11 protein-coding genes are annotated in these 16,134 nt (G+C 63.0%); 7 read left to right on the top strand and 4 right to left on the bottom strand.

The genetic code is table 11. The features are described from left to right. Positions 1–24 precede the first annotated feature (24 nt). Positions 25–3,420 carry a BTAD domain-containing putative transcriptional regulator gene (locus EHW12_RS28360; RefSeq protein ID WP_125052332.1) on the bottom strand — a complete coding sequence of 1,132 codons (3,396 nt, stop codon included), beginning with the start codon at positions 3,418–3,420 and terminating at the stop codon, positions 25–27. Between the two features lie 76 nt (positions 3,421–3,496). Next, on the bottom strand, positions 3,497–4,942 hold the full coding sequence (locus tag EHW12_RS28355; RefSeq protein WP_125052330.1) for an MFS transporter: 1,446 nt from the start codon (positions 4,940–4,942) through the stop codon (positions 3,497–3,499). A 173-nt stretch (positions 4,943–5,115) separates the two neighbouring features. Here EHW12_RS28355 and EHW12_RS28350 point away from each other — a divergent pair, with 173 nt between their 5' ends. From EHW12_RS28350 to EHW12_RS28335, 4 genes are all read left to right on the top strand, one after another. Further along, positions 5,116–5,775 (top strand): response regulator, encoded by a 660-nt coding sequence (locus tag EHW12_RS28350; RefSeq protein ID WP_058226809.1) that lies wholly within the window; start codon positions 5,116–5,118, stop codon positions 5,773–5,775. Beyond that, positions 5,772–7,466, top strand: coding sequence for a two-component system, sensor protein (locus tag EHW12_RS28345; RefSeq protein WP_125052328.1), 1,695 nt, complete (start codon positions 5,772–5,774; stop codon positions 7,464–7,466). Before EHW12_RS28350 ends, EHW12_RS28345 begins: the two co-directional genes overlap by 4 nt. A 74-nt stretch (positions 7,467–7,540) precedes the next feature. Next, the gene (locus EHW12_RS28340) at positions 7,541–8,218 is read left to right on the top strand and encodes a GAP family protein (protein WP_047272459.1); all 678 of its coding nucleotides are present in this window, start codon (positions 7,541–7,543) and stop codon (positions 8,216–8,218) included. 25 nt (positions 8,219–8,243) lie between these two features. Next, positions 8,244–9,818: a carboxylesterase/lipase family protein gene (locus EHW12_RS28335; RefSeq protein ID WP_047272324.1), complete on the top strand. Its 1,575-nt coding sequence runs from the start codon at positions 8,244–8,246 to the stop codon at positions 9,816–9,818. Between the two features lie 4 nt (positions 9,819–9,822). On the opposite strand, the gene EHW12_RS28330 is transcribed toward EHW12_RS28335, so the two are convergent. Beyond that, on the bottom strand, positions 9,823–11,781 hold the full coding sequence (locus EHW12_RS28330) for a BTAD domain-containing putative transcriptional regulator (protein WP_047272322.1): 1,959 nt from the start codon (positions 11,779–11,781) through the stop codon (positions 9,823–9,825). A 98-nt stretch (positions 11,782–11,879) separates the two neighbouring features. Between EHW12_RS28330 and EHW12_RS28325 the strand changes: the two genes are divergently transcribed. Further along, the gene (locus EHW12_RS28325; protein ID WP_047272321.1) at positions 11,880–12,758 is read left to right on the top strand and encodes an alpha/beta hydrolase; all 879 of its coding nucleotides are present in this window, start codon (positions 11,880–11,882) and stop codon (positions 12,756–12,758) included. Positions 12,759–12,829: 71 nt separating this feature from the next. After that, a complete protein-coding gene (locus EHW12_RS28320) occupies positions 12,830–13,315 on the top strand; it encodes a hypothetical protein (RefSeq protein WP_042922885.1) in 486 nt (161 codons plus the stop codon). A gap of 34 nt (positions 13,316–13,349) precedes the next feature. Here EHW12_RS28320 and EHW12_RS28315 read toward each other — a convergent pair whose 3' ends face one another. Continuing rightward, on the bottom strand, positions 13,350–14,327 hold the full coding sequence (locus tag EHW12_RS28315; protein ID WP_003942949.1) for an ABC transporter substrate-binding protein: 978 nt from the start codon (positions 14,325–14,327) through the stop codon (positions 13,350–13,352). A gap of 244 nt (positions 14,328–14,571) precedes the next feature. Between EHW12_RS28315 and EHW12_RS28310 the strand changes: the two genes are divergently transcribed. Next, complete coding sequence (locus EHW12_RS28310; protein ID WP_003942885.1) at positions 14,572–16,125, top strand: MBL fold metallo-hydrolase; 1,554 nt, start codon at positions 14,572–14,574, stop codon at positions 16,123–16,125. Positions 16,126–16,134 lie beyond the last annotated feature (9 nt).

The following is a 16,134-nucleotide window of genomic DNA, read 5'->3' as shown; positions in this document are numbered from 1 at the left end:
TTTATCCAAGCGCATTCTCGCAGTTCAGGGCCATGTCGATCGCGCTCGTTCAGCTACGCCCCGCATGCCGAGTGTCTCCGATTCGGCCGCCACTTCCGTCAGCTCCCGTTCACGTTCGGCGGACGGCTCTCGGAGCTGCGCCCGAAGCAGTCGACAGCGCAGCAGTGTTGGTGCTCCGCCGGAGCCAGTTGCGATCTTCTCGGCCTGATCCAGGAGAGTCGATGCCTGCTCGACGTGACCGAGAAGCGCGTGCAGACGCGCGGAGGCTTCGGCAACCGAGCCCAGTTCACCGACATGGCCTACCGTTGCGATGCAGCCGGTGTGTGGCGAGAGAAGGCCGATGAAGGTGTCGGCGTATTCGACCAGTTCCAGATCTGCCACGACGCGTGCAAGTAGTGTCTGGTGTCCCAATGTCGTCCACGTCTGTGGCCCGCGATTGATCAGCCACTTCTTGATGCCTTCGGAAGTGGCGTCGCGCTCGCCTCGGGCGGCGTCGATGGCGATGTTCCACGAATCAGGTTCCACGACACCGGGATCAGATTCTGCCAACGCACCTCGCTCCCACTCCAGAGTGTTGAACGCCAGATCTGCGCTGCCAGCCGTGTACAACTCCGTTTGCAGATGGATCTGCCTGGCCGTCTCGTACTGCCGGCGGGCTTGCGCGAAGTCTCCGTACCATTCGGCGAGAGTTGCTTCCATCCAACGTAATTGGACCCGAACCACCGGGAGTCTCAGTAGCTCGCAGCCGATGATCCCCTGCCTGACGTGTTTGACGGCAGCATCGACATTGGCCAGATTCATCTCCGTCATGCTCGCGACGGCGTGTGCGACGACGCTGTCGACACGCGATTGTTGGTGCGGCAGTTCGAAAAGCTCGCGCAGTAGGCGCATGGACTCCGCGCTGTGCACCGCGACTCCGGAGAAAAGCAGAATCCGTCCGAGCAGCGCGTCCGCGATCACATCCGAATCGTCGAGTTCGCGGGCGATGTCGAGAGCACGGGCGCTCCATCGATTCGGGATCTCGGCTTCGGGGTGGTAGCAACTTCCCACCGCCAGCGCAGCAAGAACCCGTGCGTGAGCTGACCTGTCGTTCTCGACCAAGGGCTCGACCGCCGCGAGCCGTTCGAGCAGTGGTCCCGGATCGGTACCGTAGGAAACCCACGGCCACGCACCGGCGGCCCGAAGTAATGCGCCTGCCAATCGTCCGACGGCGGAGGTTCGCCCCTCCCGAACAGCCTCGAGGAGACCGGCATTGACGACGTCGAGAACTGTCTGCCCTCGACCTGCGCGGGCGAGGGCCTCGACTCTGGCCACCAGCAGGTCGTCCCGATCGTCAGCGGATTGCTGGGACACCGGAAGTGAGTCGAACGCGCGGACAGCTGCCTCCCACCACTCGGCCGCGGTCTCCGAACTCCACCGATCGGTCGCATCCTGAGCTGCAGCCGTGCATGCCTCCAGAACGACGAGTGGATCGACCAGGGGAAGTGCCGACATCAGATGTTGCGCGCGGCGGCTCAGCCGGTCCGGATCGGAGGAATTTTCGAGCACTTCGGCAACTCGGGCATGTATCCGCTGGCGACGAAGCGTGGGTATCGCTTCGAGGACTTCGTCTCGGAGAAGGCCGTGAGCAAAGACGTAACCGCCGTTTGCCGAGTCCGCGACGATGATTCGTTCATCAGCAGCCGCGTCGAGATGGTCGGCGAGAGTGTCGACATCGAGACGGGTGGCTGCGGCCAGTGTGTACACCTCGATGGCGTCGCCGATAACTGCGGCAACCCGAAGAGCGTGCAACACTGCCGGTTCCACTGCAGCAAGCCGTCGACCGAGGACAGATCGAACGGCGACGGGGATGCCGTCGCCCAGTCGCTCGTTCCGGGGAAGCCTGGCGTACTCCGAGACGAACAGCGGGTTGCCGCCGGTTCGTTCCGCCAGGGTTCGCGCCTCCGCGTCGTCGAGCGTGTCCCCGGAGACGCACCTTGCGAGTGTTGCAACCTCGCCCTGCGCGAGCGCCGGCACAATCATGGTTCGGTTTCCTTCGCCGTGGAGTACGGCTTCTTCGAACTTGCGCACTGCCGACCCGACTTCCGAGTCTCGGAGCGTCGACACGAACCAGACTCTGGCACTGGTCATTGCGCCGACCAGGTAGGTCAGGCAACGAAGGGACGTGGGATCGGCCCATTGAATGTCGTCGATGACGACGGTCAACAGTGCATCTTTCGCCGCAGCTTCGATGGTGGTGCGAACCCGTTCGTAGACGGCAAATCTCGCTTCGTCCGGATCGATGTCCGTCGGCGGCGTCAATACGAAATCGGCGTCGGCTCCGAGTTCCCGAACCAGTCGGCGGATCGGCCACCACGGCGGCGTTCCGTCGTCCTCCGGGCAACGTGCCCAGACGGTGGCTCCTCGAATGGACGTTGTTCTCGACGAACACTCCTCGGCGAATCGTGTCTTGCCGATGCCGGCGGGGCCGGTCAAGATCAACCAGCGAGGCGAGCCACGGCGAACGTCGTCGAGCATCTTGTCGGCGACAGTCGTCTGAGCGTCGCGCCCGACGAACAAGCGTGAGGAATCCGTCTCGGGCATCGCTGCTACGGCTGGGGGAGAAGCCGGGACCGAAACTTGTTCGGCCCCCGTCCATCCCGGAGTGCGCGGCCAGGCGGCCAGGCCGGGTGCGTGGCGCAGGATCGAGCCTTGCAATGCTGTCAGCTCCCCGCCGGGCTCCAGTCCCAGCTCGGCGTCGAGCCGAGACGCGTGTAATCGAAACTGTTCCAAGGCTTCCGGTGACCTGCCCGCCCGATGCAGGGCAACCATTCGCAGCCAGCAGGTCCGGTCGCGGAACGGGTACTCGCTACAGAGTTGAGCAGCTTCGACCAGCGCGGGTGCCAGGCGCCCGAGAGCCAGAAGCGCCGTTATCCGGGTCTCCCGGCACTCGGTCCGCACTTCCTCGAAGGCTGCGGCTTCCACCTCCACCCAGTGCGCGTCGTTCAGGTCGTCCAGAAGCTGCCCCCGGACCGAGGCGAGGGCACGGTCAGCGGTCGTCAAAGCCTCCTGCCACCGTTCGTTCTCAGCGTGTTGTCGCGCGGTTTCGGCGTCGTCGAGAAACACCGACAGATCGACGTCTGCCGGAGCGACGTCGAGGACATAGCCAGGCGATTGACGCACTATCGGTGACGCCGTACCGGTTTCGACGCGTAGCGCTCGGCGCAGGTTGGAGATATACGCCTGGATGCTTGCCATCGCACTCGCCGGTGCGTCGTCGTGCCAGAGAGCATCGATCAGCCGGTCGGTGGAGACGACGCGACCACGGTTGAGCAGTAGAACGGCAAGGACCGTTCGTTGTTTTCGAGGGCCCAGATCGATCACGTCGCTCGTCGCCGGACCCCGTGCGACCTCCAACGGCCCGAGCAGTCGATAGATCATCCGTTTCCCCTCGTACCTGCGGACGCAGGACGGTTCGATTCTAAGGAGCGAAATTCATACATGCAGGACAAAACGGTCAACTAGTTCTCGTCAACATCTGCTCGGATTCCTCGGAAAGAGTCTGGTTGACGCTGGTAGTGCGCAGCGTCGCCGCACAGACCAACGCACCGAGAGCTGCGATGAAGGCTGCGACAAACAGTGCCAACCGAAGTCCACCGACGAAGTCGTCCGGTGGTCCGCCGGGCAGCATCGACTGCGCCGGAAGGAAGGCGCCGAGCACGGCAACCCCGACTGCGATGCCGGTCTGCCGGAACGCGTCGTTGATCCCTGCGGCCAATCCGGAATGGTTCGAAGTGCTTTCGCCCAGAACCAACCCACTCATGACGGGGTTGAACACCCCGGCCCCCACGCACGCGACAACAAATCCGGGAAGTATCGCGTACGGCGAACTCGTCACGTCGACGACGGTCATCATGACCAGCCCTACCGAGACGAGTAGAAGCGAGCACGTCAACGAGACCGAGACGGGGATGCGCCCGTCCAATTTCGCGGTGGCGCCCGCGACGACGAACATCGCTATCGTCGCCGGTAGATACACCAGGCCGGCGTCCACGGGAGACAGATGCAGCACGTTCTGCAGGTAGATGGTCGTGTAGACGAACACCGCGAACAGGGAGGCGGAGATCGAGAACGCTGCGATCTGCGCTCCGGCGAAGGCCCGATTGGCGAGCAGATGCGGGGGCAGCATGGGCTCGGTGGTACGAAGCTCGTGCAGGGAGAAACCGATCATGGCGGCCGCGGCGATCACCGCGGCGATCATCGGCTGCGGCTCGAACCACCCATCCTCGTTACCGCGTAACAAACCGAACACCAGAGCTGCCAGGCCGGTGGACACCAGAATCTGCCCGGGCACGTCCGCGCGGCGAGGCCGAGGATCGCGTGACTCGGGAACCCACCGCACCGTCATCGCCAGTGTGATCAACCCGATCGGAACGTTGATCAAAAAGATTGCGCGCCAATCCAACAACTCGGTGAGCAACCCGCCCACCAGTGGGCCGACGGCAAACGCGCCCCCGATCGTGGCGCCGTATGCAGCCAGAGCAGTCGCGCGCTGGGGACCCTTCTCGAACACGTCCGCCAGCAAGGCAAGTGAGCAGGCGAAGAGTACGGCACCGCCGATACCCTGAGCGGCCCGCGCGAGGTCGAGCACCCAGATGTTCGGCGCCAGAGCGCAGAACAGAGATGCCGTGGTGAACCACAGAATGCCGATGATGAAAACATGGCGTCGACCCCGTCGGTCTGCCCACGATCCGGCGCTGAGAACCACCGTCGCCAATGCCAGCGTGTACGCGTCGATCACCCATTGCAGGGCGCTGACTCCGGTATCGAGATCGGATGCGATCGACGGCAGGGCGGTGTTGACGACGGCGATGTCGAGCATGAGCATTGCGGTGCTCACGCACACTGCCAGCAAAGTGGCTCGTCGTACTGCGGTGTTCTTCGGGGTGATCGGTGCGGTCATGGCCCGTCCTGATGGTCGAAGGGGTGTGTACTCGGAACACCCTGCGCTCCGACGCTTGGGACATATCGGGCGAAATGCTTGGAACCCGCATGGTTGATAACTGCCGTGTTACTCGGAATCCGTCACCACCTGCTCGGTCGAATACGCACTCTCCCAACGGTTAATCTCTGGTCATGGAGACCAGCCAGTGGGTGCGACGGGTGTTGGTGGTGGAAGACCAACCACTGATGCGTGCGCTCGTCGGTGACACGCTCACACACGCCGGGTTCGTGGTCCGTACGGCCGGATCGGCGGTCGAAGCGCTCACGGAGTTCGACGGATTCGATCCTGACCTCTTGGTCACGGACATCGACCTTGGCGTGCGGCCGAACGGCGTCGATCTCGCGAACATCGTCACCGTGAAGGCTCCGCATTGCGCGATCGTGTTCCTGACGAACTACCCCAACGCATCGACAGCGCCAGGTTCTGCGGGTGTGCCGCCGAAATCGCTGTTCGTGGACAAGGCGGCTGTCCAGTCGGCGGATCAGTTGATCGGCGTAGTGGAGGCCGCGTTGACGGAAACCGAGCCACCGGCGCTCGGGAGTGATCCGGACTCCGCCTTGTCGAGCCTCACCAGATCACAGCTCGATCTTCTGCGTTACATCTCGCTCGGGTGGTCGAACAGCGCAATCGCAGCGCATCGTGGGTCCTCGATCCGAGGTGTGGAGAAGCTCATCGCGCGCACTCTCGAGAGCCTGGGATTGACGCACGATTCGTCCACCAATCCGCGAGTGCTTGCTGCGAGTATCTTCATCCGCCATTTCGGTGTGCCCGAAGTGACCGACTCGGTGTGAACCCGCGCGAGTGGTGGCTTCGACTCGGTGATCGGAACATCGTCACCAAGTGGTCCTGGATTCTGACGCTGCCGTTCGCGGTGACCGTGATGGCCAACTACTACCTGTGTACCGGGGTGCGCGAAGTAGGCGTGATGGCAGTCGGCGCCTTCGCGACCCACTGCGTCGTCGGGCTGATGCTGCTGATGGCGAGGGCTGTTCTTGCAGCACACCGATCGCAGCTCGCAGCCCTGGCCCTGTTCGCAGTGATCGGCGCGATCCGCCCGTTCGTCCTCGACGCGATCACCCGCTCGCTCGAACTCCCCGTCGACCCCAGACCGATGCTCGTCCGTGTGGCACTCAACGTCGTGTGCAGCGTTGTCTTCTTGTCGTTGACCGCCGTACTGGTAAGCGCTCTCCGCGACCGCCTCGCGCTGCAACGGAGTTTGAAGGTTGCCGGGGCCGCCGTCCAACTCCAACAGACCCGGGATCGATTCCGCCTCGGCCAAACCCGTGCGCAGTGTCGGCGAGAGCTCGAGCGCAGTATCGAGACGGTCATGCACGCGGTTGCTGAAACGGAACTCGAGGGAGTGCGAGGAGCAGCTCTCTTGAAGCGAATCTCCGACGACGTGGTTCGCCCGATGAGTCATCGACTGTTCCGGGAGGTTCCCCAGATCGAATCACCGACGCCGACTGTGCGGCTGACGGCGAGAGATCGACTGATCGGCGTCGTACGCAGTGTTGAACCGGCGCCACTGTACGTACCGGTGTTCGCGTACACGGCACTGGTGACCGTCTACCTGCTCACGACTTACGGCGTGACGTTCACGGCGGTCCAGCTCGGCGTCGGTTTCTGGCTCTTCGTCGGTGGCAATGCGTGCGCTCGCCGAGTTGTCAGCAGCGGAGACGGCCCTCTGAGACGGATCGCGACTCTTTCTGCGGTGTACTGCTCGAGTGCGCTGATCAGCAGTACCGCGACGTGGCTGCTCCTGACGGTGTTCGGCCGTACCCCGACTTTCTATCTCTCGTCGATGGCCGTCTACCCGTTGGTTGCGCTGTCCGTCTGCCTGATCAGGGCTGCGGATACGCAGCGTCAGGACGAGGAGCGTCAACTCCGCAGTGCCCTGAGCCGGCAAGCGCTCGATGCAGCTCGTATCCATGCCGAGCTCATGCACACCCGACGTGGACTGGCCAGGTTGTTGCACTCGTCGGTGCAGGGCGAACTCGTAGCGGCCGCATGGTCTTCGGGCGCCGTTGCCGGTCGCCCAGTCGATGTTGCGGCAACCATTGCCCACATTCTCGACGGCTTGGAAAGCGACCTGTCTGCGTCATCCGATCAGCCGGCTGACTCCGATGCCCGAAAGCGTATCGATGATCTTGTCACGGTGTGGCGCTACGCAATTCCGGTCGTCAGTCACGTCGACGACGAAGTCTGGGCGGTGATCGGTTCCGGCTCCGCTCGGCTCGACAGCGTGGTGGAGATCCTGTCGGAGGGACTGACCAACGCCGTGAAACACGGTGCAGGAGGGCCCGTCTTCCTCGAGGTGACACTCGCCGATGCTCGGGCGGTAGTAGTGCGGATCAGTTCGCCGGGTCGGATGCCGGTGGCACGGGACTCAGGGATCGGGCTTGAATCGCTCGCCGGTACGGTAACGTCCCTCGAACTTGTCGAAGAGGAAGACCGGGTGGTCCTCACAGCCGTGCTTCTGTGACACCGTGAGTGGCGATGTCGTGGAGGCCGAACGTTTCGCCAATGGCCGGATTGGCCGCTTGTACGGTCGCAGAAATGGAATCGATTACTGCGCAGCTCATCCCACTCGCCACCGGCGTCGTCATCAGCCCGATTCCTCTGGTTGCGATCATCGCGATCCTGCTGTCCACTCGGGCGAAGGCAAATGCATTCGCGTACACCGCGAGCATCGTGCTGGCCGCGGCAGCGATCACAGCAGCGACGGCACTCTCGACCACCGGAGTGGAATCGAAGTCCAGCGGCAGCGCGCATACCGTCCAGACGGTGTTCGCCGTCGTGTTCACTGTCGGTTTTCTGGCGCTCGCGTACTCGAGTTGGCGTGGCCGTCCGAAAGACGATGCCGAGCCGGCGATGCCGTCGTGGCTGGCGCAGATCGACTCGATGCAACCGGGCAAAGCTGCGGTCCTGGGACTGTTGTTGACCGTATCCAACGCGAAGAACCTGCCGCTCGAACTCAAGGCAGGTTCGATCATCGGTGGCGGGCACCTCGGCTGGGTATCAGTGATCGCGTATTCCGTCCTGTTCGCGGTAGGGGCGTCCATCGCTTTGATCGTGCTGTCAGCATTGGCTGCCGTGCCCTCGGCGAAGGTGACCGATGCACTGAGCGCCACCAAAAGCACTCTGATCCGCCACAATGCAGCAATCATGACCGTTTTGTTCCTGATGCTGGCAGCATTGGAACTCTCGCACGTTGTCGAAGCCCTGTCGAAGTAGCAACTTGTTTTCGAGGAGAAATCGAATGACGATCACACCCAGCGAAGCGCCGGTAGTCGAGACAACGTACGGGCCGGTTCGAGGATCGACGGAAGGCTCGGTGTCGAGTTGGAAGGGGATTCGTTACGCGGCACCTCCGGTCGGTCCGCTGCGATTTCGCGCGCCGGTTCCGCCGAAGCCCTGGACCGAGGTCCAGGACGCAACAGAATTCGGGCCGTGTGAGCCGCAAAGTCGACTCGCGATGATCCCGCTCGGTGAGAACGTTCCGATGGACGAAGACTGCCTGTTCCTCAACGTGTGGGCACCGGGCGCCGTCGGTTCTGATGCGCCGGGTAAACCGGTGATGGTCTGGATTCACGGCGGAGCGTATTTCCGCGGAGCGTCCAGCCAACCACTTTTCGACGCAACCACATTGGCTGAGAACGGCGACGTTGTCGTCGTCTCGATCAACTACCGCATCGGTGTGTTCGGCTTCGTCGATTTCTCGTCCTTCAATTCGAGTGAACATACCTTCGAGCCCAATGTCGCTCTCCGCGACATGATTGCAGCGCTGCAATGGGTTCAAGGCAACATCGCGGCTTTCGGTGGCGATCCCGACAAAGTGACGTTGTTCGGCGAGTCGGCAGGTGGCGGCGCGGTGACGACGCTGATGACCGTCCCGTCCGCTCGCGGCCTGTTTCATCGCGCTATTGCCGAAAGTTCGCCCGCCACTTCGGTGTACGGTAGTGAACGTGGTGAGATCGTCGCGAAGCTGTTCCTCGAGATCTTCAGCGGCGGAGGCGATCTGGGTCTGTTGCGGTCCACGTCTGCCGAAGACTTGATCGGGCCGTCAGACGAACTGTTTGCTCGCGTCCCCCAGGAGACGCCTGGCACTTTGGCGTTCGCGCCGATCGTCGACGGTGATCTGCTCCCTGACTACCCGGTGCGCGCGTTCCGTCACGGCAATGCACACCCGATTCCGCTGATCATCGGAACCAACAAGGACGAATCTTCGCTCTTCCGGATGATGAAGTCGCCGTTGATGCCGATCGATCCCGTCGTGATCACGTCGATGTTCGCGGAGATCGCCGACGAGCATCCAGGACTCGAGCTACCGGATCATTCTCAAATCGAAGGCGCGTATTCGGGACTGTCCAAGCTGGGCGCCGGTCTCGGTTTGACCCGTGATTTCGGATTCCGGCTGCCTACGTTGTGGATCGCCGAGGCTCACAGCAAGGTTGCGCCGACGTGGTTGTATCGCTTCGACTACGCGCCGCCGATGCTCAAGGCGCTGAAGATCGGTGCGACCCACGGCACCGAACTTGCCTACGTCTTCGGCAACATCAACCACGGGGCACGAGACATTACCTACAAGTTGGGTGGCTTGAGCGCGGCGCGTCATGTCTCTGAGCGCATGCAGGCGAGGTGGTTGGACTTTGCCAGAGCTGCAGGCGATTACGACGCCGGGGACGATCGCGAACTGGGTGCGGACCCGGGGTGGCCCACTTACGACACCGACACACGCTCGACACTGTTGATCGACAAACGCGATGCCGTCGTCGCTGATCTCGACCGCGAGATCCGGGAGGCGTGGGGTGAGACGGTGATTGCATTCACCTGACGGTTCAGCCCTGCTCCAATTCGGCCAGGTAGTGCGAGACGGGTCCCACGGTGAGCATTCCGCTTCCGGCGCCGGCTATTTCGGCGGCGGCAGGTAGGAGCGCCGCTCGCGCACGCTCCTTGACTCGACGGTCGCCGACTGCAGTCGCCGCTGCGGCAGTCAAGCACCACAGTGCCTCGGAGAGTAGGTCTTCGGGCGGGTCCGGCAATGCCTCGACCGCCTTCGCTGCTTCGTTCGTCTGCCCCTGTGCGATGAGCAGGTGTGGCCGGGCCCAGGGTTCGTAGGGGCCCCACTGCGTGGTCGGGTCGAAAATCGCCGGCAGTCCCCGCCATACGCGGAGGGCGAGAATTGCGAGAGGGAGTATGCCGTCCGCGAGACCCGGCATGCCGGCATCGGAAAGATTGACCGCCGCAGCTTCGTACAGCTTCTCGCAGTGCGCGGCCTCCGCGCCGGCAGCGGCAGTACGCATAGCGCGAAACCAGGTGGTGAACACCGCTGCCAACGGGCGTTCGTGACGTCCGGCCAATCGATCAACCGTCTCGGCATGTAGCTCGGCTGCATCGAATTGCCCAAGGGCGCTGAGGGCTTGCATGCGGATCAGATGGCCGAGGATCTCGAAGGTAGCCAGGCCGTGTCGAATGGCGAGGTCGACCAGTTCACGGCCGATGTCGTCGCGCTCGGAGGCCAGACCGGTAGTCCAGAACGTCTGCATGAACAATCCGTTCAGAGCGAAGGCCAGGAGCCCTGGATCGTCGAGAGCGCGACCGATCTGTACTGCGGCACGGGCACATTCGAGACCGTGATGACCGGGCAGTCCGCGCGATTCGAGTGCGATTGTCGCCAACAGTCTCGCCCGAGCGGGTTCGTTGCCGGCCGGAAGTCGATCGAGAGTGCGCTGAGCGGCCTCGACGATCTGCGTAGCCTGCCGAGGATCGTCGGATCGCGTCCAGATCCCGGGCACGTCGTAATTGCCGATGATCCGCGCGGTGAGTTCGACGTCGTCCAATTGTTCAGCGGCGCCGATGATTGTCAGTCGTTGGTTTCGGGCAATCTCGAGTCCGCTTCCGCCCGCAACTGCCAAACTTCGGAGGAGGCCGACGGTTGACTCCAATCTCGATTTCGATCCTGCCGCTACGGTCCGGTCGTACGCTGCCGAAACCTGACTGAAGATCTGTTCTGCCCCTGCAGAATCCAGGCGGGTTTCCCTGCGGAGAATGTCGGACTCGAGGTCGTTCAGTCGTGGACCAGGGTCGATGCCCAACTCTTCGGCGAGTAACTTCCGTGCGCGACGTAGGACTGCCAGAGCATCGCCTTGACGATCGGACCGGTACAGCGCCAGAGCGAGTAGTCGCCAACCCTCCTCGCGCCAAGGGTGTTCCGTCACGTGGGCATCCAGATCGGGAATCGCTTCGGCAGCTCGCCCGAGATCGAGCTGCGCGGATGCCAAGCGTTCGACGGCAGTCAGACGCAGTTCCTCCAAGCGTGATCGCTCCGTTCGGGCCCAAGGCTCGTCGGCGAACTCCGCGTAGGCCGGCCCTCTCCACAGCTGCAGCGCGGTTCGGAGCAGTTCGAGTGATTGCGCCGGCGTCGAATCTGCGGCTTCTCGCACCAGTCTTTCGAATTCCCAAGCGTCGACCGCGTCGGGTGCTGCATGAAAGGCGTAACCGGGCCCTTCGGTGACAATGACTTTCGGCTTCTTTCGCGGCGCGCGATCCGGTTCGAGCGCACGCCTCAATGCGGAAACGAACGTACGTATTGCGCTGGTAGCGCCGGACGGAGGATCGACCCAGAGGTCGTCGACAATCACGTCCACGGGAACAACACGTCCGCGGGCGACGACGAGACGAGCGAGGACCGCTCGGTGTCGTGGACCCTTCAGATCGATCTGGTGTGAAGACTCGTTCCACGCGACCACGGGTCCGAGCACTCCGAAAGCCGGGGCTTCAAATGTGTGGTCTCGCATTTCCCCACGCTATCGCGCTCATCGAACGCTCATCGACTGCGGCGAAGCTGATTGCCATCACCCCGACCTGCCATCACCCCGACTAACGAGAGCGATCGATGACTATCACCATTCCAGGCTTCGACTACCAGCAGATTTCCACAGCAGACGGAGTGCGGCTCAACGTCGCGGTCGGCGGAAGCGGAACACCACTCGTCCTTCTGCACGGCTTCCCTCAGACTCACCTCATGTGGCGTCACGTAGCCACTGCCTTGGCGTCGGATCACACCGTCATCTGCCCGGATCTACGCGGATACGGAGCCAGCGACAAACCGGTCGAGGAAACCCCGGACACCTACTCCAAACGAACAATGGCTGCCGACATCGTCGAGGTGGCCAGGAAATTGGGACACGAGAAGTTTGCCCTCGTCGGCCACGATCGTGGCGCACTGGTTGCCGTCAGAGCGGGGCTGGATCATCCGGATGTGATCACGCAACTCGGCTCGCTGGACGTGCTCCCCACCCTGGATATGTGGGACATCCTGCATGGATCGAATGCTGCTGTGGCGTTCCATCTCTATCTCATGGCTCAGCCACCTGGTCTTCCCGAGCAGATGATCAGCGCCAGCGCCGATGCGTTCTTCGAGTACTTTCTCGACGTGTGGACGCAGAACCGCGAAGCGATTCCGGTAGACGTGCGGGCGGAATACCTGCGCGCCTCACGGGAGGCGGTGCCGTCGATCGTTGCCGATTACCGGGCGTCGGCAGGCATCGACATCGAACACGATCAGTCCGATCGGGAGGCGGGCAACCAACTGCACATGCCGGTCACGGTCATTCAGCAGGACTGGGGCTCGATGCTCGGCTACGACGCCGAGGCCCTGTGGAAAGCGTGGGCGCCCGATCTCGAGCACCGCACGCTGTCCGCAGGTCACTTCATGGCAGAAGAGGCGCCTGCCGAAGTGGTCGAGGCGATCCGGACCCTACTCGAGAGGTAGTTTTGACGCTTCTCGGCTGTCGAGGTACTGGCGAGCGCATCACGTGCGTCGCGAATGGACGAGGGGGATCGATGGGTTTCTCGCTGCACTTCATGCGGGTGACGAAGGACGTGCAACTCGATGTTGATCGGGCGGCGGTCGCCGCTTTCCTCGATCAGCACGGGCTGCGCGTGGTCGAGAGCCCGTACGGAGGCGAGATCGTCGACCGTGACGACAGGGCATTGACGATCGACGGGGCCTTCTCCGACCTTCATCTCGACTCGCTCGAGCAGAGCGATCCACTCAGTGGTGGAATCTTCCACGCGACGCTGTCGCCTGCCGAGTGCGCGTTCGTCTACGACCTCTGCGCGGCGGCTGGGTTCCTGATCGTCAACCCTCAGGGTGACCCGACGTTTCTCGTTCCCCAGCGCAATCACGAGCCCGACGACGTTTCCGAGTTGGAGGACGTCGTCTGGGTCGACAGCGCCGAGGAACTGGCGCGGGCGCTCACCGGTGGTTTCCAAGCGTTCCGCGAGTTTCGGGACCGCGTGACAGGACGAGCCGCCGGTGCCGAATGATCGGGGCCCCGTCGGGTTGACGAAGGTCGGGTTTCTACCGCTTGACCCCGGCCGCCAAGTCGTCGACGAGAACCTTGGCGGTCAAGGCGTATCCCGCGGCCTTGTAGTAGTCGAAGGGAATCACTCGACCAGCCTGCGCGGCGGGCAGACGCTGCCACGTCGGCGAGGTGTACACGCTGCCGGAGGCGCTGCGATCCAAGGCGAAGATGACGTCGGCTTCTTCGAGACGGTTGAACTGCTCCGATCCGAGCATCACGCGAAGGTCGGGGCCTTCACGGAGCACCTCGAATCCCAGGTCCTCGGCGACGGCGGTGCGGAAATCGTTCTGGAACCACGCGATCTGATCCTCCGCGGCGGCGACGAAGGCAACCTTCTTGCCGGCCATCAGCGGTTCGACGGTCGGGCGGACCTGAGCTACATGGGCGTCGTACTCGGCGAGTACTTCTTCGGCGCGATCGCTGCGCCCGATGCCGGTGAGGAAGTCCGACATGACCTTCCGCCACTCCGGGGTGAAGTCCTTGCCGACGGGCAGGACCGGTGCGATCTGCTGCATCCGGTCGTTGCCGTACGACCCGGTGTCCCACCAGCCGGCGCTGAGGACGAGAAGGTCGGCGCCGAGAGTCGAGATGTATTCGAAGTTGGGATCGGAAGCACCTTCGGCGAAGATCTCGACACCCGTGGCATCCGGGACCTCACGGCGCAGGTGTTCGGCTGCGCCGGTCGGGTAGGCGGTCACCGGGTATCCGGCGAGGATCGACAATTCGAGGCCGTCCCGCGGATCGAGGGCAACGACGTTCTGCGGGTCGGTCGGAATGATCAGCTTCTCGTCGCCGCGCGTGAACTCGAAGGTCTCCGCGTTCTCGGGCGTCGAACTTTCCGTGCTGCCGCAGGCGGCGAGAAACGCGGCCGCAGCGACGCCCGCGCCGACGCCGAAGAAACCGCGTCGCGTCAGGTTGTCCACGATCGCCCAGTAGTCGCGATCGGTCGTGGAGGGAGAAAGGAGTCGAGTCATGCTTGTTAGGTTAGCCTTAGGGGCTGTCTTCGGGAATGCTGAAACAGCTCCCGCGAACGCCAAGAAATACGGCGAACACGCCAGCACAGAGAGTGTTGTCCGCGTCACCGGCAGGTCTGATTCACAACCCACTTTCGACCTCTGACGTGCATGACGTCACAACCGGCCGCCTCCTCGATCGCGATTTGGCCCTGATCGCGCCGACTATGCTGAGTTGACCAGCAGTACGATTTCGGAGGTTGCAATGCAGATCACCAGCGTCGGCCACGCAGGATTTCACATCCAGACCGAGGCCGGATCCATCCTGTGTGATCCATGGGTGACCCCGACGTATTTTGCGTCCTGGGTGCCGTTCCCCGACAACACAGAGTTGGACTGGGACGCGCTGGGCAATTGCGACTACCTCTACGTCTCGCACCTGCACAAGGACCACTTCGATCCGAAGAATCTGATCGCGCACGTCAACAAGGACGCCACAGTCCTGCTCCCCGATTACCCGGTGCCGGACCTCAAGCGTGAACTCGAGAAGCTCGGCTTCCACAAGTTCTTCGAGACGGAAGACTCCGTCAAGCACACCGTCAGCGGTCCCAAGGGCGATCTCGACATCATGATCATCGCTCTGCGCGCTCCCGCGGACGGTCCGATCGGTGACTCGGGCCTCGTCGTCTCGGACGGGGAAACCACCTGTTTCAACATGAACGACGCCAGGCCCGTCGACCTGGACCCGCTGACCGACGCCTTCGGGAAGGTCGACATCCATCTGCTGCAGTACTCGGGCGCGATCTGGTACCCGATGGTCTACGACATCCCGAAGGGCACCAAGCGCAACTTCGGCAAGCAGAAGCGTCAGCGCGGCATGGACCGCTGCCGCAACTACATCTCCCAGGTCGACGCTGCCTGGGTTGTTCCGTCGGCCGGCCCGCCGGTCTTCCTCGACGACGACCTGCGTTACCTCAACGACGATCACGGCGACGAGGGAAACATCTTCCCCGACCAGATCACGTTCCTCGAGCAGATGCGCATCAACGGCAACGATCGTGGTCTGCTGATGATCCCCGGCTCGGCCGTCGAACTTCGCGGAAGCGAGAAGGTCGCGCTGACGCATCCCATCCCGGACGCAGACGTCGACAAGATCTTCTCCAACAAGGCCGAGTACATCGAGAAGATGGCGCAGAAGATGGCACCGGTCATCGCCGCGCAGAAGGCCACGTGGGCTCCGGCCGAAGGCGAGCCGCTGCTCGACGGTCTCAAGGCCAAGTTCGAGCCGATCATGGCTCAGTCCGATCTGATCTGCGACGGAATCGGCTACCCCGTCGGACTCGTGATGGGAGAGGAGACGGTCGTTCTCGACTTCCCGAAGCGGATCGTTCGTGAGCCCATCGACGGAGAAGGTAAGTACCGCTACGGCTTCCGCATCGCTCCCGAACTGGTTCGCACCGTTCTGCGCGACGACGAGCCCGACTGGGTCAACACCATCTTCCTGTCGACACGCTTCACGGCGTGGCGCATCGGTGGGTACAACGAATTCCTCTACACGTTCTTCAAGTGCCTCACCGACGAGCGCATCGCGTACGCCGACGGCTGGTTCGCCGAGGCCCACGACGACAGCGCGTCTATCGAGTTGGGCGGGTACGAGATTCAGCGTCGTTGCCCCCACCTCAAGGCGGACCTGTCGAAGTTCGGTGTCGTCGACGGCACCAACCTCACCTGCGATCTGCACGGCTGGCAGTGGGATCTCGAGACCGGCCGCTGCAAGACGTCCAAGGGCCACGAGCTGCGCACCAGCAAGCTGAGCTGAACCGAGCTC

The sequence above is a fragment of the Rhodococcus sp. NJ-530 genome, from assembly GCF_003860625.1.
In the GTDB taxonomy this organism is placed as follows: domain Bacteria; phylum Actinomycetota; class Actinomycetes; order Mycobacteriales; family Mycobacteriaceae; genus Rhodococcus_F; species Rhodococcus_F qingshengii.
This window is presented reverse-complemented; position numbering and strand designations above follow the sequence as displayed.

Bases quoted from the DNA above. Each gene is read 5' to 3' on its own strand.
- EHW12_RS28360 (WP_125052332.1), bottom strand. From the start codon at position 3,420: ATGATCTATCGACTGCTCGGGCCGTTGGAGGTCGCACGGGGTCCGGCG.
- EHW12_RS28355 (WP_125052330.1), bottom strand. From the start codon at position 4,942: ATGACCGCACCGATCACCCCGAAGAACACCGCAGTACGACGAGCCACT.
- EHW12_RS28350 (WP_058226809.1), top strand. From the start codon at position 5,116: ATGGAGACCAGCCAGTGGGTGCGACGGGTGTTGGTGGTGGAAGACCAA.
- EHW12_RS28340 (WP_047272459.1), top strand. From the start codon at position 7,541: ATGGAATCGATTACTGCGCAGCTCATCCCACTCGCCACCGGCGTCGTC.
- EHW12_RS28335 (WP_047272324.1), top strand. From the start codon at position 8,244: ATGACGATCACACCCAGCGAAGCGCCGGTAGTCGAGACAACGTACGGG.
- EHW12_RS28330 (WP_047272322.1), bottom strand. From the start codon at position 11,781: ATGCGAGACCACACATTTGAAGCCCCGGCTTTCGGAGTGCTCGGACCC.
- EHW12_RS28325 (WP_047272321.1), top strand. From the start codon at position 11,880: ATGACTATCACCATTCCAGGCTTCGACTACCAGCAGATTTCCACAGCA.
- EHW12_RS28320 (WP_042922885.1), top strand. From the start codon at position 12,830: ATGGGTTTCTCGCTGCACTTCATGCGGGTGACGAAGGACGTGCAACTC.
- EHW12_RS28315 (WP_003942949.1), bottom strand. From the start codon at position 14,327: ATGACTCGACTCCTTTCTCCCTCCACGACCGATCGCGACTACTGGGCG.
- EHW12_RS28310 (WP_003942885.1), top strand. From the start codon at position 14,572: ATGCAGATCACCAGCGTCGGCCACGCAGGATTTCACATCCAGACCGAG.